Below are 16,611 nucleotides of genomic sequence, written 5' to 3'. Positions count from 1 at the left end.
CCGCTCACCCGCACCGTGCCTCCCGTCCGGCGGCCGTCGACCGCGAGCGGGTCGGTGCCAAGCGGCCGGAGTCGGTCGCGGGTGCGCTCGGCGGCCGGACGATCCTGAGCACCGTGACAGCTCCAGTAGGGTGAGCAACATGTCAGTCGGGTTGCTCGCCGTGGTGGACGACATCCTCTCCGCGGCCCTCAAGGCCAGCGCGAAGACCGCGGGCGTCGTGATCGACGACGCCGCCGTCACACCGCAGTACGTCCAGGGGCTCCAGCCCGCACGTGAGCTGCCCGTGGTCGGCCGGATCGCGCTCGGCAGCCTGTTCAACAAGTTCGTCATCATCATCCCGCTGGCACTGCTCCTCTCGGCGTTCGCGCCGTGGGTGCTGCCGTGGCTGCTCGTCATCGGTGGGACCTACCTGTGCTTCGAGGGCGCGGAGAAGGTCACCGAGTGGTTCGGTGTGCACCACGAGGCCGCCGGCGACGCGCAGCCCACCACCGAGCCGAAGCTCGTGTTCGGGGCGATCCGGACGGACCTGATCCTCAGCACCGAGATCATGCTCATCGCCCTGGACAGCCTCGACACGGGCCTCGGCTTCTGGCCGAAGGTCGGTGCGCTCGCCCTGATCGGAGCGGGTATGACCCTCCTGGTCTACGGCGCGGTCGCCCTCCTGGTGAAGGTCGACGACATCGGCCTGCAGATGATGAAGCACCCGGTGCGCCGCACGCGCCGCGCCGGTGCCCGGATCGTGCGCGCGATGCCGACGGTGTTCCGGGTGATCAGCATCGTCGGCACGGTCGCCATGCTCTGGGTCGGTGGACACCTCGTCATCGCGAACCTGGCCGAGACGTTCTGGGCCGGGCCGTACGAGCTGCTGCACGTCGTCGAGCACGCGGTCGAGGCCGCCGGCCCCGTCGTCACGTGGGTCGTCGACACCGCGGTGTCGGCCGTGTTCGGGCTGGTGCTCGGGATGGTCGTCGTGGGGATCGTGCTCGGGATCGGGCGGCTGCGCGGTCGGCAGCACTGACTGCGTCGGCGGACGGGCGTTCCTGAGAATCCGGCCCGACCGGCACCCGGCGGGCTAGCGTCGCCCTCGTCGGGCAAGTGGGGCCCGACCTGACTCGGTAGGGGCGCCGTATGTCGTGGATCAGGGACGCGATGGTCGATGGTGCGCGTCCGCCCGGCGTCCGCCCGCGACGCTCAGGAGCGCCCGTCCTGCGCCGTGCCGCCGCGTCCGCAGCGCTGCTGCTCGTCGGCGCGACCTGTGCTGCGACCGTCCCGACCGCGCGGGCGGCGGACGTGGCGCCGGTCAACCCGGTGACCGTGCCCGTGGACGGGCACGCGGCGAACCAGGGGTTCCTGGTCTTCGTCGAGGGCGACGTCCGGCTCGCCGCGGACGAAGCCGAGGGCACCCTCGCCGCCGGCGGCGACCTGCGGTTCGACACGAGCTACAACATCGGGGCGGGGAGCGGTCCGCTCGGCGCCCCGACACTACCGGGCGACACCTCGCCCACCTACCTGTACGTCGGGGGTGGTGTGACGTTCCCGGAAGCCGGGTCCGGAGCGGTCCTCCGTGTGCTCGACGGCGGTCTCGCCCACGTCGGCGACACGACGACCTACGACGCCTTCGACACCGACCAGAACGGGGCGGCGATCCCGTACCGCATCGTCCCGGAGGGAGCGACCGCCGAGACCGTCCCCCGGATCGAGGGGACGGTCCAGCAGTCGCCGGAGGACATCGCGCGCACCGCCGATCCGGCCGTGCTGGACTTCGGAGCGTCGTTCGCGCGCTACCGCTCCCTGTCCTCCGACATCGGGACGTGCCCCGCCACGACGACGCTCCGCGACGAGCAGGGGAACACGATCGCGTCACCCGCCGCGCCCGGGAGCACCGCCCGGGTCGCCGTCGAGCAGGGGCGCACGAACGTCCTCACGGTCAGCGCGGCGGACCTCGATGCGCTGAGCCTGCTGACCTTCGACGGTCTGCCCGGTCCCGGTGCCCCACTCGTGGTGAACGTGACCGGCAGCGCCTTCGACGGTTCCGTCCCGAACCTCGCGAACCTGACCAACGCCAACGCGCCCTTCGTGCTCTGGAACTTCCCCGATGCGACGAGCGTGCACGTGACCGGTGCCGACGTGCTCGAGGGCACCATCTACGCCCCGCGGGCAGACGTCCGGTGGGACGTCACCCAGAACATCGAGGGCAACGTCATCGCGGCGTCCTTCACGCACGGCGTCCCCGCCGGACCGCGGCCGGTCCCGCTCGAGATCCACGGCTTCCCGTTCGCGGCGACCGTGTCGTGCGTGTCGGTCGACGACGCGGCGGGGTCCCTCACCCTCGTGAAGCAGGTCGTCGGGGGTACCGCGGACGCCACCGACTGGACCCTGACCGCCGACGGTCCGGCGACCATCAGCGGTCCGAGCGGGAGCGCTGACGTCACCGCTCGGACGGTGCCCGCGGGTGACTACACGCTCAGCGAGACGGGCGGCCCGGACGGGTACGTGCCCGGGGCCTGGGTGTGCACCGGCGCGACGGCCAGGGGTGACGAGGTGACGGTGGGCGACGGCGACGACGTCGTCTGCACGATCACCAACACCGCCGCGTCGACGCCGACACCCACGCCGACACCCGAACCGTCGCCGGATCCGACCACCGGGCCCGGTCCGTCACCGGACCCCGACCCGACCGCGGCGCCCACCGTCGACCCGACGGCGACCCCGACGCCGGGCCCCGTCCCGCCTGCGGGTGACGGCGGCAACGGTCCTGACCCAGCAGGACCGCAGCCCGGAGCCGACGGGCCATCCGTCGGTGCTGGTCCGGGTACGGGTCCGGACGGCGTGCTCGCATGGACGGGCGCGCACCTGTTGCCGCTCGGGCTGACCGCCGCAGTACTGCTCGCTGCCGGCCTGGCCCTCACGCTCGCACGGGTCGCGCGCCGCGGACGGTGACGTCCGGGTGGTGCGCCCCGCCCCGGGGCGCAGCGCACCACCCGGACACCGACAGGAGCGGGCGAGCGCTCGGTCCTGCTCGTCAGTCCTGCTGCACGGCGAGCGCCCACTGGTGGTGTGCCTCGAGCTGCGCCTGGGCGCTGCCGAACGAACTGTGCGACCCGCGCACCGCGTCATCGGCGGAGAGGAGCTCGTACTGTCGTCCGAGCGTGATCGTGGCGACGACCGCGTCACCGGCCCGCGCGGTCCAGGTGGTCTCGGAGTCCTGTCGCCAGGTGATGCCGTGCTGATCGGCCATGGGTCGGCTTCCGTCGGTGCCGCAGGAGCCCGGATGGCGGAACGACCCGTCGGACGCTACGCCGAGCCCCTGGGCGGCACTCAGATCTCGACGTCGCTGCCCATCGTCACCGTGCGCTGCGCCGGCAGGCCGAATCGCGCCGCCGGATCGGCCGCGTTGTGCGCCAACCCGACGAAGAGCTTCTTGCGCCACCGCGCCATGCCCCGGTTGCCGGGCTGCGGCCGGAGCGCGCCGCGGGAGATGAAGTACGACGCCGTCGCCATGTCGTCGGGGTCGATGTCGAGCACCTCGGCGAGGCACGCGGCGTGCAGCGCCCGCGGGAGGTCCTGGTCGTCCGAGAAGCCGAACTTCACGGTGATGTGGTCGATGCCGTCGTCCTCGTACCCGAGGTCGTCGCGGAAGAACGCCGTGGCGTGCGGCACGTGCGGCACGTTGGCGGTCAGGACCGAGACGATGAGCACGGTGCGGTGGACCACGTGGTTGTGCTCGACGTTCGCCCGGAGGGCCAGCGGCGTCGTCTCCTTGTTGGGGTGCGGGAAGATCGCGATGCCCTGGACGCGGGGGATGTGCTTGGTGTTGATGCGCTCGATGAAGTCGGCGAGCGACCCCTCGCGTTCCTTCCGTTCCTCCTGCACGAGCTGGCGACCCCGGCGCCACGTCGTCATGAGCGTGATCACGGCGAGCGCGATGAGGAGCGGCACCCAGCCGCCGTGCACGATCTTCGACAGGTTGCCGGCGAGGAAGGTCAGCTCGAGCCCGCCGAAGACGACCGCGGCGAGCACGAGCTTCCACGTCGCCCAGCGCCACAGCGGCTTCACGACGAGGAGCAGCAGCAGCGTGTCGACGACGAGCGCGCCCGTGACGGAGACGCCGTACGCGGTCGCCAGGCTGGCGGAGGACCGGAACGCGAGCATGATCGCCAGCACACCGATGAACAGCAGCAGGTTCACGGCGGGCAGGTAGATCTGGCCGCCCTCCTGCCGTGAGGTCTGGCGGATGGTCAGCGGCGGCAGCAGTCCGAGCTGGATCGCCTGGCGCGTCAGCGAGAACGCCCCCGAGATGACGGCCTGGCTCGCGATCACCGTGGCCATCGTCGCGAGCACGACGACCGGGATCTGGAGCGCGTCCGGGAAGAGCAGGAAGAACGGGTCCTTCGCCGCCGACGGGTCCTCGAGCACGAGCGACGCCTGGCCGAGGTAGTTGAGCACGAGCGCGGGGAACACCACGAAGAACCACGCGCGGAGGATCGCCGGGCGCCCGAAGTGGCCCATGTCGGCGTAGAGCGCCTCGGCCCCGGTGATGACGAGGACGACGGCACCCATCGCGACGAAGGTGATGTACGGGTGCGCGACGAGGAACGTGATCGCCCACGTCGGCGACAGGCCCTGCAGCACGCCGGGGTGGGCCACGATGTGCGGGACCCCGGCCGCCGCGATCACGACGAACCAGAGCAGCATGACCGGCCCGAACAGGTTGCCGACCTTGCCGGTGCCGAACCGCTGCACCAGGAAGAGCAGCACGAGGATCACCGCGGCGATCGGCACGATGAGGTGCTCGAGCGACGGTGCGGCGGTGGACAGCCCCTCGACCGCGGAGAGCACCGACACCGCCGGGGTGATGACGGAGTCGCCGTAGAACAGCGAGACCCCGATGATGCCGATCACGAGGAACACCGTCGCTCCCCCGCGCCGCTTCGCGTACAGCCGCCGGGCGAGCGCGGCGAGCGCCATCACCCCGCCTTCGCCGTCGTTGTCGGCGCGCATGAGCACGAGCACGTACTTGATCGACACGACGACCGTGACGCTCCAGAACATGATCGAGATGACTCCGTAGACGTCCTCCTGGTTCGCCTCGACGATGCCACCGTCGATGGTGAACACCGTGCGGAGGGCGTACAGCGGGCTGGTGCCGATGTCGCCGAACACGACGCCGAGGGCGGCCAGGGCGAGGGCCGCGATGCCCTTGGCGGGGCCGTGGGAGGGGTCGTCGACGGTGTCGCTCGTCGGCGCTGGGGAGCGGGTCTCGGTCACGCTCGTCACTTCCGTCCGGGCCGTCCGGGCGACGGCCGCGGATCATCTTCGCACCGGCGGGGCCGAGCGGCTCACAACGTGTGCTCACCTGGGGGCAGGGGTGCGCGGACCGGCTGTCGTGCAGGAGTCGTACCCCGCCACCTCGACGCGTACAGGAACCGCGTCCTACCGTTCGGGTCGACGCGAGGGCGGACGTCCCGCGCGCGGAAGGAGTGCACCCATGGACCTCGACGGGTTCGAGCCGGCCCAGCTGATCGTCTTCGTGATCGCGGTCGTCCTGGTGTTCGGCGGGCTGCTGGCCAGCCGCCGGCGTCGCTGAGCGGAGCGGCCCACACCCCCGCGGACGCGAGTGGCTGGCGGACGGGAGGCACGTGGTCGGCGGACCACGTGCCTCCCGTCCGTCAGCCCGTCGGCGTCGGCGTCAGGCCGCCAGGTCGAGCAGCACGTCGTGCGCCACGCGCGCTGCGCGCGCCGACGCGTCGTCGAGGTGCTCGCGGAACTCGTCGCCGTCCGGGGCACAGAGGTCGCTGATCCCCCGGACGGACAGGAACGGCATGTCGTGCACGTGCGCGAACTGCGCGATGGCCGCCGACTCCATGTCCACCGCCGCGACCGCGGGGAAGACCTCGCGCAGCGTGCGGGCACGACCCTCGGTGACGAAGACCTCGCTCGACCCGATGGTCGCGGAGCGGATGCGGTACGGCGTCCGCGCGGCGGCGGCGCGCGCGAGCATGCGGGGGTCCGGCGCGTACTGCGGCGGCATCCCGGGGACCTGCCCGAGCGCGTAGCCGAACGCCGTCGCGTCCGCGTTGATGTTCACGTAGTGCTCACCGACCACGACGTCACCGATCTCGATGCCGCGCATGAGCCCACCGGCGGTGCCGACGCTGAGCACCGGCACGGTGCCGAAGTCGTGGAAGCAGTGTGCGACCGCGGCCGTCGCGTTCGTGAACCCGATGCCGCTGCGCCGGAGGGCGACCACCGCGCCGCCGACGTCCAGCAGGTGGTGCTCGTCGTGTCCGCCCACCGGCCCGTCGTCGATGACGACACCGCCCAGCAGGGTGGCGACGGCGGAGAGTTCCTCGGTCATCGCGGCGATGACGACGGCGACGGGCGTTGCTTGCACCGACCGATCCTCGCACGGCGTGGCCGGGCTCTCGTGCACGGTCACGTCCACGCGGCTGAGGACGGTCCGTCCGGGGCCGCTGCGACGGGCAGTGCCACCTCGACGACGAGACCGCCCTGCGGTCGCGGCGACACTTCCGCCGTGCCACCGTGCGAGGCGACGATCGCCGCGACGATCGCCAGCCCGAGGCCGGCACCGGCGTCGTCCTCGCGCCGGCGCGGTACGGCCCGCTGGAACGGCTCGGAGAGGGTCGGCACGACCGCGGCCGGGACGACGGGCCCGGAGTTCTCGACCACGACGACCGACGCACCGTGCTGGGCGCCCGTCGTGACGCGCACCCAGCCGTCCCGCCCCGACCCGACGTTGTGGACGACGGCGTTCTGCAGGAGGTTCGTCACCAGCTGGAGCAGGAGGGACGTCGAGCCGGTGGTCCACGCCGTCGTCGTGAGCGGCTCGAGGTCGATGCCCCGCGCCTCGGCGAGGGGCAGGACGGTCTCGACGGCCTCGTCCACCAGGAGCGACAGGTCCACCGGCTCACGGTCCGGGAGCTCCCGGCCGGCCCGTGCGAGCACCAGCAGGGCCTCGGTCAGGTCGACCGCACGCTCGTTGACGACCCGCAACCGCTCGAGGACCCCCGCTGGGTCGCGGTCCGGCTCGCGAGCGGCGACCTCGAGCAGCGCACGCGTCGTGGCAAGCGGCGTCCGCAGCTCGTGCGAGGCGTTCGCCGCGAAGCGCTGCTGCTCCGCGACGTACGCTTCCAGCCTCCCGACCATGCCGTCGAACGCGTCGGCGAGGTCGCGGAACTCGTCGCGTCGCCCGGGGAGCGCGACGCGGTGCGCGAGGGACCCCGCCGCGACGTGTCGCGTCGCCTCGGTGATCCGGTCGAGCGGCGCGAGCACCCGTCCCGCGAGGAACCACCCGCCGACCAGGCCCATGACCACGAGTCCGACGGAGACCGCCGTCGCGGCGGGGACGAACGCACGGACCAGGTCGGACCGGTCCGGGACGTGACCGTCCGTCGTCGTCAGGTTCCCGACGGGGACGTACCGCAGGAGGAACAGCCAGACGACGGCGAGGATGAGCGCTCCCGTGAGCACCACCACCCCCGCGTAGCTGAGGGCGAGTCGCACCCGGACGCTGACGCCCCGGCGACGGTCGGTCACGAGCCACCGTCCGTCTCGTCGGCGGCACTCGGTCCGTCGCTGTCGATGCGGTAGCCGACCCCCGGCACGGTGGCGATCACCCACGGCTCCCCCAGGCGCTTGCGGAGCGCCGACACCGTGATCCGGACGGCGTTCGTGAAGGGGTCCGCGTTCTCGTCCCAGGCGCGTTCGAGCAGCTGTTCGGCGCTCACCACCCCGCCGCCGGCGCGGACGAGGACCTCGAGCACGGCGAACTGCTTGCGCGTGAGGGCGACGTGGTGGCCGTCGCGGAAGACCTCGCGGCGGAACGGGTCGACGCGCAGCCCCGCCGCTTCGAGGACCGGCGGGCGGCGCTCACCGCTCCGCCGTCCCAGCGCGCGGACGCGGAGCACGAGTTCCCGCAGGGCGAACGGCTTCGTCAGGTAGTCGTCGGCGCCGACGGCGAAGCCGGAGACCTTGTCGTCGAGGCGGTCGGCCGCGGTCAGCATGAGCACCGGGACGCCGGCGTCGGTCGCGACCAGGTGGGCGGCGACCTCGTCGCCGGTCGGCCCGGGGACGTCCCGGTCGAGCACCGCGACGTCGTAGCGGTTCAGCGCGAGGAGCTCGAGCGCGGCGTCCCCGTCGGGCGCGACGTCGGCAGCGATGGCCTCGAGGCGGAGGCCGTCGCGGACGGCCTCCGCGAGCAGGGGTTCGTCCTCGAGGATCAGCACGCGCACGGCACCGATGCTAGGCGGCGTCGGGTATCGGCAGCGTATGCGGATCCGCATACGCTGCCGCGACACGGTCCGCGCTGCACTGGTCGACATGCAGCACCGTCCCGCTCGTCCCTCCGTCCCCGTCCCGGCGCGTCCGCGACGCACCGGGGCAGTCCTGGTCGTCGTCCTCCTCGCCCTCGTCGCCGCGGTCGCCGTCGTCCTCGTCGCGCTGTCCGCCGTCTCCGGCAGCCCCGGGGCGACCGGCCGCGCACTGTGGCACGGCGTCACCGGCGCCTCCGCCAGCACCCACGACGGCGGCACGGCCGACGCCGCCACCGGCGCCGCCGCAGGCGAGGTGCCGTCCGGTGCGTCGGTCTTCGACGACGACCTGCCCGCGGTCGCACGGCTGCAGCCGGACCTGCTCGACGCGGTCCGCCGCGCCGCCCGCGACGCCGACGACGAGGGCGTGCGCTTCGTCGTGAACAGCGGCTGGCGCTCCCCCGCGCTCCAGGAGCGGCTCCTCGGCGACGCGGTCGCCGAGTACGGATCGCGGCAGGAGGCCGCGCGCTGGGTCTCCACGCCCGAGACGTCGCTGCACGTCCGCGGCGAGGCGATCGACATCGGCGACTGGGATGCTGCCACCTGGCTGCAGGACAACGGCGCGCGGTACGGACTGTGCCAGGTCTACGACAACGAGGCGTGGCACTTCGAACTCCGGCCGGACGCGCCCTCGGACGGATGTCCGCGCAAGTACTGGGACCCGACCGACGACCCGCGGATGCAGCAGTGACCACGACCGGATCGCGGCTGCTGGTCCACGACGACGCCATCCGCGCCAACACGGCCTGCTTCGCCGCCCTGACGGGCGGACGGCTGATGGCGGTGCTCAAGGCCGACGGCTTCGGACACGGCGCGGTCGCGCGATCCGTCCTGGAGGCCGGGGCCCGGTCCGTCGGCGTCACGAGCGTCGACGAGGCGCTCGCGGTCCGCGCCGAGGGCGTGACCGCGCCGGTGCTCAGCTGGCTGAACCCGCCGGACGCGGACTTCGCCGCGGCGCTCCGCGCCGACGTCGCGCTCGCGGTCGCCGACCCCGCCGTCATGGTCGCCGTCCTGGCCGCGGCGCGCGCCGTCGGCCGCACGGCGCGGGTGCACCTGCACGTCGACGTCGGCATGGCGCGCGAGGGGTGTCCGCCCGCCGACTGGGCAGCGCTGTGCTCGCTGGCGCGCGAGGCCGAGGGCACCGGCGCGCTCCGGGTCGTCGGCGTGATGGGGCACATGTCCTCGGCGGACCGACCCGAGGACGACCAGAACGTGCGCGAACGCCTGCTCTTCGGGAACGCCGTCCGGACCGCCCGTCGCCGCGGACTGACCCCGTCCACGGTGCACCTCGCGGCGACCGCCGCCACGCTGACCGGCGTCGGGGACGGGTACGACCTGCACCGGATCGGTGCCGGACTCTTCGGCATCGACCCCTCGGGCACCACCGACCGCCTCCGGCCCGCGCTGTCGCTGACGACCTCGGTCGTGTCCGCACGGTCGGCCCGGGCCGGCACCCGCATCGGCTACGGCGGGACGAGCACGACGGACGCCGCCACCAACCTGGCGCTGCTGCCCCTCGGCTACGGCGACGGCCTCCCCCGCGCTGCCTCGGGCCGCGCCGAGGTCCTGGTCCGCGGGCGCCGGTGCCCTGTCGTCGGGCGGTTCTCGATGGACAGCGTCGTCGTCGACACCGGCACCGAGCGCACCGCCCCGGGGGAACGGGTCACGGTGTTCGGCCCCGGGGACCGCGGCGAACCGACCGTCGCGGAGTGGGCGACCTGGGCGGGGACGATCCCGCACGAGCTCGTCACGCGGATCGGCAGCCGTGTCGCCCGCGTCCACCGCACCAGCACCGAGGAGCAGCCGTGACCGGCCGACCACACCTCCGCATCGCCGTCGTCGGTGGCGGCGCGAACGACGAGCACGACGTGTCACTGGCATCCGCGGCGGCCGTCGTCGCGGCGCTCCGGACCGGTGGCCACACCGCGGCCCCGCTCACCATCGGCCGTGACGGCACGTGGCACGACGAGGACGGGTCGATCCTGTCACCGGCCGACGCCGTCGCCCGGCTGACGTCCTGCGATGCGGCCTTCCCACTGCTCCACGGCGAGCACGGCGAGGACGGCGCCGTCGCCGGTCTGCTCGACCTCGTCGGCGTGCCCGTCGTCGGCTCACCGGTCCGAGCCGGCGCCCTGGCGGCGGACAAGTGGGTGACGAAGACGATCGCCGACGCGGTCGGCATCACGTCGGCACCTGCCGTGCGCATCGACGCGGCCGACCCGGTGGAAGCGGCGGCCGCGTCCGTCCCGTTCGCGCCCCCGCTCGTGGTGAAGCCCACGTCCGCCGGGTCGAGCAACGGCGTGACCCTGGTCAGGCGGCGCGACGACCTGGCGGCGGCGATCGACCACGCGCGGTCCGCCGGCAGCACGGTGCTCGTCGAGTCGTTCGTCGCGGGGCGGGAGGTCGACGTCGCGCTGTTCCGCGACCGGTCCGGCGTCCTGCGGAGCGGCGCGACCCTGGAGGTGGCAGTCGACCACCGCGGTGTCTTCGACCGGGCGCAGAAGTACGACGGCAGCGCCCCCTTCCGGATCCCGGCCGGCATCTCGGTCGCCGAGCACGCCGCCGTCGCCGGCGCTGCCGCCACGCTCTACGACGTCCTGGGATGTGCCGGGGTCGCGCGCTTCGACTTCTTCGTGACCGGCGACGGGGTCGTGCTGAACGAGGTGAACACCGCGCCGGGCTTCACCGAGCAGTCGCAGGTCCCGCGGATGTACGCGGCGGTGGGCGTCGGCTACGTCCAGCTCGTCGACGAGTTGCTCGCCGCGGCGCTCGGCTGACCGGGCAGGCGGACGGCGGGGTGTGCCACCCGCCGCCCGCCGCCCGCGCTACCGCACTTCGAACGCGTACACCGAGTAGCCGTACGGCGTCGCCCGGTCGACACCCTGCAGCCGGACCTGCCGCCACGTGCCGGACAGCGGGACCCGGTCGGTGCCACCGTCGCCGTCGGTGACGGTGGCGATGGTCGTCCACGCACCGGTCGTCCCGTCCCGGCCCTCGATGCGGTAGGCGCGGCCGTACGCGTCCTCCCACCGGATCGTGGCCTCGTGCACCTCGTGCCGCGCGCCGAGGTCGACGTCGAGCCGGGCGTCGTCCCGGTGCTCGCTCGCCCACCGCGTGCCCGGGTCCCCGTCGACCGCGTTCCGCGCCGGGGTCCCCGCCGACTCGTCACCGGAGGAGGAGACGGCGGCTCGACGGGCGAGGTCCGGCGTGGGGGTCCCCTCGGTGGAGAAGACCCGGAACGACCACACGGAGACCCCGTACTGCGTGCTGCGCGTGTCGGCGACCAGTCGCACGAAGCGGGCGCGGACGCCGTCGAGGTCGTGCGTCTCGGTCCCGCCCCTGCCGTCGGTCGTCGTCGAGACCGTGCGCCACGGGTCGGACGACCGGTCGCGGACCTCGACGTGGTCGGACGCCGCTGCGGCCGCCTCCCAGACGACCTCCGCGCGGTCGAGCGGCAGCACCGAGCCGAGGTCGACGGCGATCCACTCGCCGTCGCGGGCGGCACTCGACCACCGGGTCGTGTCGTCGTCGTCGACCGCCGCGTCGCCGGACAGGTCGCCACGCTCGTCCGACGAGGTCGTCACCGGCTTGCCGACGGCGACGTCGCGGGCGACCGCTGACGCCGCGCCCTGGTCGAGGGTCGTGAGGACGGCCTGCCCGGACGCGTCACCACGGGTGGCGCGGACCGTCGTCGGCACGCCACCGCGGTCCGGCACGGTCACCGTGCCCGAGGCGCTCACCGTCGTGCCCTCGTCAGCGGTCCAGTCGGGCTGGGCCCCACCGGTCAGCAGCCCGCCGTACCCGTCGGCGTCGAACCCGTACGCGGCCAGCCGGACGGACGAGCCCGGGAGCACCGTGGCGCTGCGCGGGGCGACCAGCAGGTCGCGGACGACCACGTCCGCGGCAGCCGGCGTCCCGGTCACCTGCACGTCCCACACCGAGTAGCCGTACTGGGTGAGGCGGTCGGTCATGTGCAGCCGGACGAAGCGGGCGGTCGCGCCGACCGGCACGGTGTCGACCGATGCGTCGGTGTTCGTCACGGTGCGGACGTCCCGCCACGGACCGTCGTCCGTGTCGGACACCTGCACGACGTACCGTGTCGCAGCGGCGTTCTCCCACGTCACGCGGACGTCCTCGACGTCGCGCACGGCCCCGAGGTCGAGCGTCAGGTCCACCGTGTCGACGCCGTGCGCGCTCTCCCAGCGGGTGGCGGGGTCCCCGTCGACGGCCTTCGCCGCGGTGCCGCCCCCGTCCGTCGAGCTCGCCACGGCGGCGGCGACGTGCACCTCGGGGACCGACGCGATCGACGAGACGACCGCGCTGCCCTCGACACCGCCGGCCGTCGCAACGACGTAGCCCGCGCCGGGTGCGGTCGTCGTGAGCGCCCCGTCGCCGGTGACCGTGCCGGGTGCGGTGGTGCTCCACGCGACGTCGGCGGGCAGCGGAGCCGGGTCGCCGTACTGGTCGTGACCCTCGGCGGAGAACGTCAGCGGCTCGCCGACCACGGCACGAGCCGTGCCGGGCGTCACCGTGATGCCCGTGAGCACCGGTGCCGGTGCGACCCGGAGGTCGTACGAGTCGGACACCGAGCCGACGGTCGCGGTGACCGACACCTCGTCCGCCGCGGCCCCCGCGTGCAGGGTGCCGTCCTGGTCGATCGTCCCCGTGCTGGTCGACCACCGGACGTCGTCGAGCGGCATCGTCGCGCCGTACTGGTCGTAGCCGGTCGCGGTGAACGCGGTCGTGCTGCCCGGGGTGAGCGTCCGCGGGTCGCCGTCGGTCCCGACGACGATCTTCGCCAACCGGGCGTCGAGGTGCGACGTGATCTGCGTCCGGGCGGGTACCGCGATCTGCCCGATGACCCGCTGCCCCGCGTACACGTCGTAGGTGTGCTGGACGTCGTCGATGTTGTCGATCACGTAGGAGTACGTGCCGTCGGCGGCGCGGAACACCTGGCTCAGCGGGTTCGACGTGTGGCGGTCGGTGACCTCGTGCCCGACGGTGCGGTTCGACATCGCCTGGTGGTAGACCATCCCGGCCATCGACTGCCCGGTCACGGCCGGGTCCTGGTCGTCCCAGAGTGCGGCGTGGACGTCGGCGTACGTGTCCGGGTCGTACTGCGCGAGGAACCCGAGGACGACGTTGCCGAGCGCGTCGCCCATGTCGCTGAAGACCGCGGCTGCGCGGTCGGTGTCGACGCCGGGGCGGTGGTGGGTGAGGTCGACGCCGTACAGCCGGTCGATGGTCTCCGGGTCCGCCCGGTAGTCGGTGACGAGGAACGGCAGGAGCGGCGACGGCTCCGGCCAGTCCCCCGGCTGCCGGTCCGCCGTCGGGCCGTCGAGCCGCGCGGGCACGAGTGCCGCCGGCAGGGTCTCGGGGGTCCAGTACCGGGACGGGAACACGACGGAGCCGTCGTCGTCGACCGAGACGTACAGCGTGTCCGTCGCCCGGTCGTACAAGGGGTTCGTCGCGGTCTTCGCCGTCACGTAGCCCGGGTGGTTCCGCTCCACGGCGCGGATCGCGTCCTGCAGCTCACCGATCGCGGCAGCCCGGTCCTGCGTGATCGCGACGTCCCCGTAGGTGCCGACGCCCCACCACTTCTTCGTGAGCATCTGCACGTGCCCGGCGTTGCCGTTCACGACGCCGTCCTGCCCGACGACCTCGCCCCGGGCGGCCATCATCTGCCGCATGAGCGCCTTCGAGAAGTCCGGATCCCACCCGAAGTAGGTGAACCACGGCGCGGTCGGCATCCACTGGATGCCGTAGATCCATGCGGGGTCGCCCGAGAAGTACGTGGCCTCGGCCTGCCCGGAGTCGAACAGGATGCCCGCCTGTCCGGCGTCGTAGGCCTCGGGGAACGCGCCGTTGCCGTCGTACACGGCCGACGCCGGGTTGCCGTGGGCGTTCTGGTAGTAGTCGCGGACGGCCGCGCGCTCGGTGACGTACTGCACCGCGCCGGCCGCCTGCATGTCCCGGTCCCCCAGCACCGTGCCGAGCAGGAACAGTCCGGCCTCGGACTGGATCGCCTCGGACGACGACTCCTGGTTGTTCCCGCCCGGCGAGGACACGCCACCGGCGTTCGAGTGACCGGTCCACACGCCGAAGGTCCGGAAGTGCGGGAAGCGCTCGTCGTCCCGGTCCCAGTTCGCGTACTGCTTCGCGACGAGCGTGGCCATGTCCCGGTACCGGCCCGCCCACTCGGGGTCGGCACGTCCGAGCAGCGCCGTCGCGAGCGTGAAGTAGCCGTAGTGGAAGTGGTTGTCGTTGAACTGCGCGGACCCGTACGAGTCGCCGAACCCGATCAGGGCCTTCCACGTCGGGTACATCGCGAAGAAGTGCTCCCGCTCGCCCTCGCTGTACGTGTACCAGTCCGTGAGCGCGCGCTCGAGGGTCGCCCGCATCCGTTCGGCGTCCTCGGTGTCGCCGATCTGGTCCGCGACGCTCATGTACGCGCCGAGCTGCTGCAGGTCCTTGCCGCCCCAGTAGGTGTCGCCGCCGTAGGTCGTCTTCTCGGCGTAGTCCGACAGGTACTGCCGCATGACGTCCTCGCGGTACGGGTCGTCACCCGTGCTCGTCGGCTCGGCACCGATCGGCGTGAGGCCGCTGAAGGCGTACCGCAGCGTCCAGCCGTCGTGCCCGACGGTCGTCCGCATCGTGCCGCGCGGGGTGGCGTAGGTGGCGCCGGTGAAGTCGAGGTCGTGCGTCGCCTCGGCGTACTGGTGCTGCAGCCACCCCTGGACGGTGTCGTGGTCGGTGCCCTGCAGGACGTCCGTCTGCAGCGACCACCGCTGCTCGACCTGACCGGCCGCGGGGTCGTACGAGTAGTCCATCCGGGTGTCCCGCGGCACGGCGAAGGCCGTGCGGTGCAGGTCGTCGAGCGTCATCCCCCGCTCGGGCACCGCGCTGAGCACGAGGAAGGGGGTGCCCGCGGACGCCTCGAGGGAGTTCCCGGAGCGGGTGAAGGTGGTGCCGGTGGGAGCGTGCACGCCGAACACGTGTCCGTCCTGCCGGATCTCGAAGCGGTCGGCCGTGATCGTCCCGCTGAGTTCGCCGCCGTCGGCATCGGTGAGCACGGCACCGTCCTGCAGCGTGATCCGCGGGGTCATCCCGTGGAACTCGAACCACTCGTACGGCGACCCCTGCACGCTCGTCACGTCCATGTACTGACCACCCGGTCCCGCCTGCGGCATCCGCCAGCTGACGTTCCAGTCGCCCCAGCGCAGTGCGTCGGCCCGGTCGGCCGAGAACGCCGTGGTGAACCGCTGCGCGATGCCGTCCGGGGTGTCGGTGAGCAGCACCTGGTCGACCAGGACGTGTGCCCACCCCGCTCGGAGGGAGTCGACGACCCGGATCTGCGCCGTCTGCCCGCGGTACGCGCTGACGTCCCACGATGCCCACCGCAGTTCCTCGCTGTCTGCGCCGGTGGCCTCCTCGACGACCTCGCCGTCGACGAGCAGCTGCACCGCCTCGGCACCGGGGTGCCGGCCCCCGCCGACGAGGAAGGCCAGGGTCGTCCGGTCGACCGTGAACGCCGGCGAGGTGAGCGTGCCGGTGGCGCCGTCGCCGTCACGGTCGGTGAACGAGTCGACGAACCCACGGCCGAGCCAGCCGGAGACCGCGCTCTGCCCGGACGCCGTCCCGGAGGCGGTCCCGCCGAAGGCGTCACCGGTCGTGGTCCACCCGTCGGGCAGTCCGTCCTCGAAGTCGGCGAGCACGCGGTCGGAGGCGTCCGGCGTCGGGTCCACCGTGCCGCCGACGGTGACCGGTGCGTCGAGTCGCATCGCGGTGCCGTCGGCGTTCCAGGACGTCGGGTAGGTCAGCTTCGTCCCCTGCGCACTGTTCGACGACACGAAGGGGTACGCCCACATGTCGCCGGAGTACCTGCTGACGAGCAGGTCGGTCCACCACTGGTTCGTGGGGACGGGCTTCCCCGCCTGCGACGGGTCGATGTACAGGTGCTGGTCGACGGTCTTCCGCACGTCGGCGATGGACGCGATCTCCGGCGGCGGCGTCGGTGCGTACGACCCGTCCCCGACGCGCACGCCGTCGACGCGCGCGCCGGCACCGCCGGTGGCGGATGCGGCGGCTCGGTCGACCGGCGGGCGTGCCGGGTCGGCGGCTCCCGTGCCGGCGGCCGGCGACGGCAGGACCGACGGGACGGTGCTCGCGGACGCGGTGTCCGCGACGACGGGCGCGAGGGACAGTGCGCCGAGCAGGAGCGTGGCGACGACGGGGCGGACCAGGTGCACGGAGGGTTCCCTTCCGGAGGGCGGAGGTTCGG

The 16,611-nt window shown here is 73.2% G+C and carries 11 protein-coding genes; 5 read left to right on the top strand and 6 right to left on the bottom strand.

What is annotated here, in order from left to right; all coding sequences use genetic code 11:
• The first annotated feature begins 139 nt into the window (after positions 1–139).
• Both DEJ22_RS03125 and DEJ22_RS03120 read left to right on the top strand, forming a co-directional pair.
• Positions 140–1,018: a DUF808 domain-containing protein gene (locus DEJ22_RS03125; RefSeq protein WP_111226934.1), complete on the top strand. Its 879-nt coding sequence runs from the start codon at positions 140–142 to the stop codon at positions 1,016–1,018.
• Positions 1,019–1,128: 110 nt separating this feature from the next.
• Complete coding sequence (locus DEJ22_RS03120; protein WP_111226624.1) at positions 1,129–2,940, top strand: collagen-binding domain-containing protein; 1,812 nt, start codon at positions 1,129–1,131, stop codon at positions 2,938–2,940.
• Between the two features lie 82 nt (positions 2,941–3,022).
• Here DEJ22_RS03120 and DEJ22_RS03115 read toward each other — a convergent pair whose 3' ends face one another.
• From DEJ22_RS03115 to DEJ22_RS03095, 5 genes are all read right to left on the bottom strand, one after another.
• A complete protein-coding gene (locus DEJ22_RS03115; protein WP_111226625.1) occupies positions 3,023–3,238 on the bottom strand; it encodes a hypothetical protein in 216 nt (71 codons plus the stop codon).
• An 80-nt stretch (positions 3,239–3,318) separates the two neighbouring features.
• On the bottom strand, positions 3,319–5,268 hold the full coding sequence (locus tag DEJ22_RS03110; protein WP_111226935.1) for a potassium transporter Kup: 1,950 nt from the start codon (positions 5,266–5,268) through the stop codon (positions 3,319–3,321).
• Positions 5,269–5,689: 421 nt separating this feature from the next.
• Positions 5,690–6,394: a 5'-methylthioadenosine/S-adenosylhomocysteine nucleosidase gene (gene mtnN, locus DEJ22_RS03105; RefSeq protein ID WP_146241709.1), complete on the bottom strand. Its 705-nt coding sequence runs from the start codon at positions 6,392–6,394 to the stop codon at positions 5,690–5,692.
• A 41-nt stretch (positions 6,395–6,435) separates the two neighbouring features.
• Positions 6,436–7,557, bottom strand: a complete 1,122-nt coding sequence (locus DEJ22_RS03100; RefSeq protein ID WP_111226627.1) for a sensor histidine kinase — start codon at positions 7,555–7,557, stop codon at positions 6,436–6,438.
• Entirely contained in the window at positions 7,554–8,252 is a 699-nt protein-coding gene (locus DEJ22_RS03095; RefSeq protein ID WP_111226628.1) for a response regulator transcription factor, read from the bottom strand. Before DEJ22_RS03095 ends, DEJ22_RS03100 begins: the two co-directional genes overlap by 4 nt.
• A gap of 88 nt (positions 8,253–8,340) precedes the next feature.
• Between DEJ22_RS03095 and DEJ22_RS03090 the strand changes: the two genes are divergently transcribed.
• The 3 genes from DEJ22_RS03090 to DEJ22_RS03080 are packed head-to-tail and all read left to right on the top strand — an operon-like array spanning position 8,341 to position 11,107.
• On the top strand, positions 8,341–9,021 hold the full coding sequence (locus DEJ22_RS03090; RefSeq protein ID WP_111226936.1) for a M15 family metallopeptidase: 681 nt from the start codon (positions 8,341–8,343) through the stop codon (positions 9,019–9,021).
• Positions 9,018–10,139, top strand: coding sequence for an alanine racemase (alr, locus tag DEJ22_RS03085; RefSeq protein ID WP_258379577.1), 1,122 nt, complete (start codon positions 9,018–9,020; stop codon positions 10,137–10,139). Before DEJ22_RS03090 ends, alr begins: the two co-directional genes overlap by 4 nt.
• Entirely contained in the window at positions 10,136–11,107 is a 972-nt protein-coding gene (locus DEJ22_RS03080; protein ID WP_111226630.1) for a D-alanine--D-alanine ligase family protein, read from the top strand. The genes alr and DEJ22_RS03080 overlap by 4 nt, the downstream gene beginning before the upstream one ends.
• Before the next feature lie 48 nt (positions 11,108–11,155).
• On the opposite strand, the gene DEJ22_RS03075 is transcribed toward DEJ22_RS03080, so the two are convergent.
• Positions 11,156–16,579 carry a discoidin domain-containing protein gene (locus DEJ22_RS03075; RefSeq protein WP_111226631.1) on the bottom strand — a complete coding sequence of 1,808 codons (5,424 nt, stop codon included), beginning with the start codon at positions 16,577–16,579 and terminating at the stop codon, positions 11,156–11,158.
• Between the last annotated feature and the right edge of the window lie 32 nt (positions 16,580–16,611).

This window comes from Curtobacterium sp. MCSS17_007 (assembly GCF_003234175.2).
GTDB lineage: Bacteria > Actinomycetota > Actinomycetes > Actinomycetales > Microbacteriaceae > Curtobacterium.
This window is presented reverse-complemented; position numbering and strand designations above follow the sequence as displayed.